This window comes from Lonsdalea britannica, from assembly GCF_002111595.1.
Taxonomy (GTDB): Bacteria; Pseudomonadota; Gammaproteobacteria; order Enterobacterales; family Enterobacteriaceae; genus Lonsdalea; species Lonsdalea britannica.
The window spans coordinates 1-697 of record NZ_LUTN01000051.1 but is presented as its reverse complement, the minus strand read 5'-3'; the positions used below and the strand labels follow the sequence as shown (position 1 = coordinate 697).

The 697-nt window shown below is 65.9% G+C and carries 1 protein-coding gene; it reads right to left on the bottom strand.

Annotated elements, in window-relative coordinates:
* Positions 1 to 697 (bottom strand): AMP-binding protein (locus tag AU509_RS17740; RefSeq protein WP_139824084.1); only part of this gene is annotated, 697 nt, incomplete at both ends.

Sequence of the window (697 nt, the reverse complement as noted above, 5' to 3'; positions counted from 1 at the left end):
CGGGTTCTGCTGATACCACGGCGTCAGCGCCGCCGGGTCCAGCGCCTCTCCGCCGAAAATCACGTAGCGCAGCGCGTGCGTCTCATGGCTGTCAGCCTGCGCCGCCGTCAGTTGGCGGAAGACCCCCGGCGTCTGGTTTAGCACCGTTACGCCTTCCCGGCACACCAGTTGGTACAGCGCCTGCGGCGAGCGCGTCACCGACTGCGGCACCACCACCAGGCGTCCGCCGTGCAACAGTGCGCCCCAGATTTCCCACACCGAAAAGTCGAATGCGTACGAGTGGAACAGCGTCCAGATGTCGTGGTGGTCGAAATCGAACAGGGCCTGCGTTGCACTCAGCAGGCGGGTGACATTACGGTGTTCAACCATCACGCCTTTGGGCTGGCCGGTCGAGCCGGAGGTGTAGATGAGGTAGGCCAGGTGATGCGGCATCAGGCCCAGCGAAGCGGCGGGGATGTTCTCATCCGAATAATGCGTCCAGGGTCGCGCGTCGCCGTCCAGCACCACCTGCGGCAGCGTCGGCGGCAGGTCGCCCAATGACGGCAGACTGCCGAGACAGGTCAGCAGCACCTCGGGGGCGCTGTCTTTCAGCATGTAGTGCAGACGCGCCTGCGGGTAGTCGGGGTCCAGCGGCACATAGCCCGCTCCGGCCTTGAGGACCGCCAGAATGGCGACGATAAGCTCGCTGCCGCGCGGC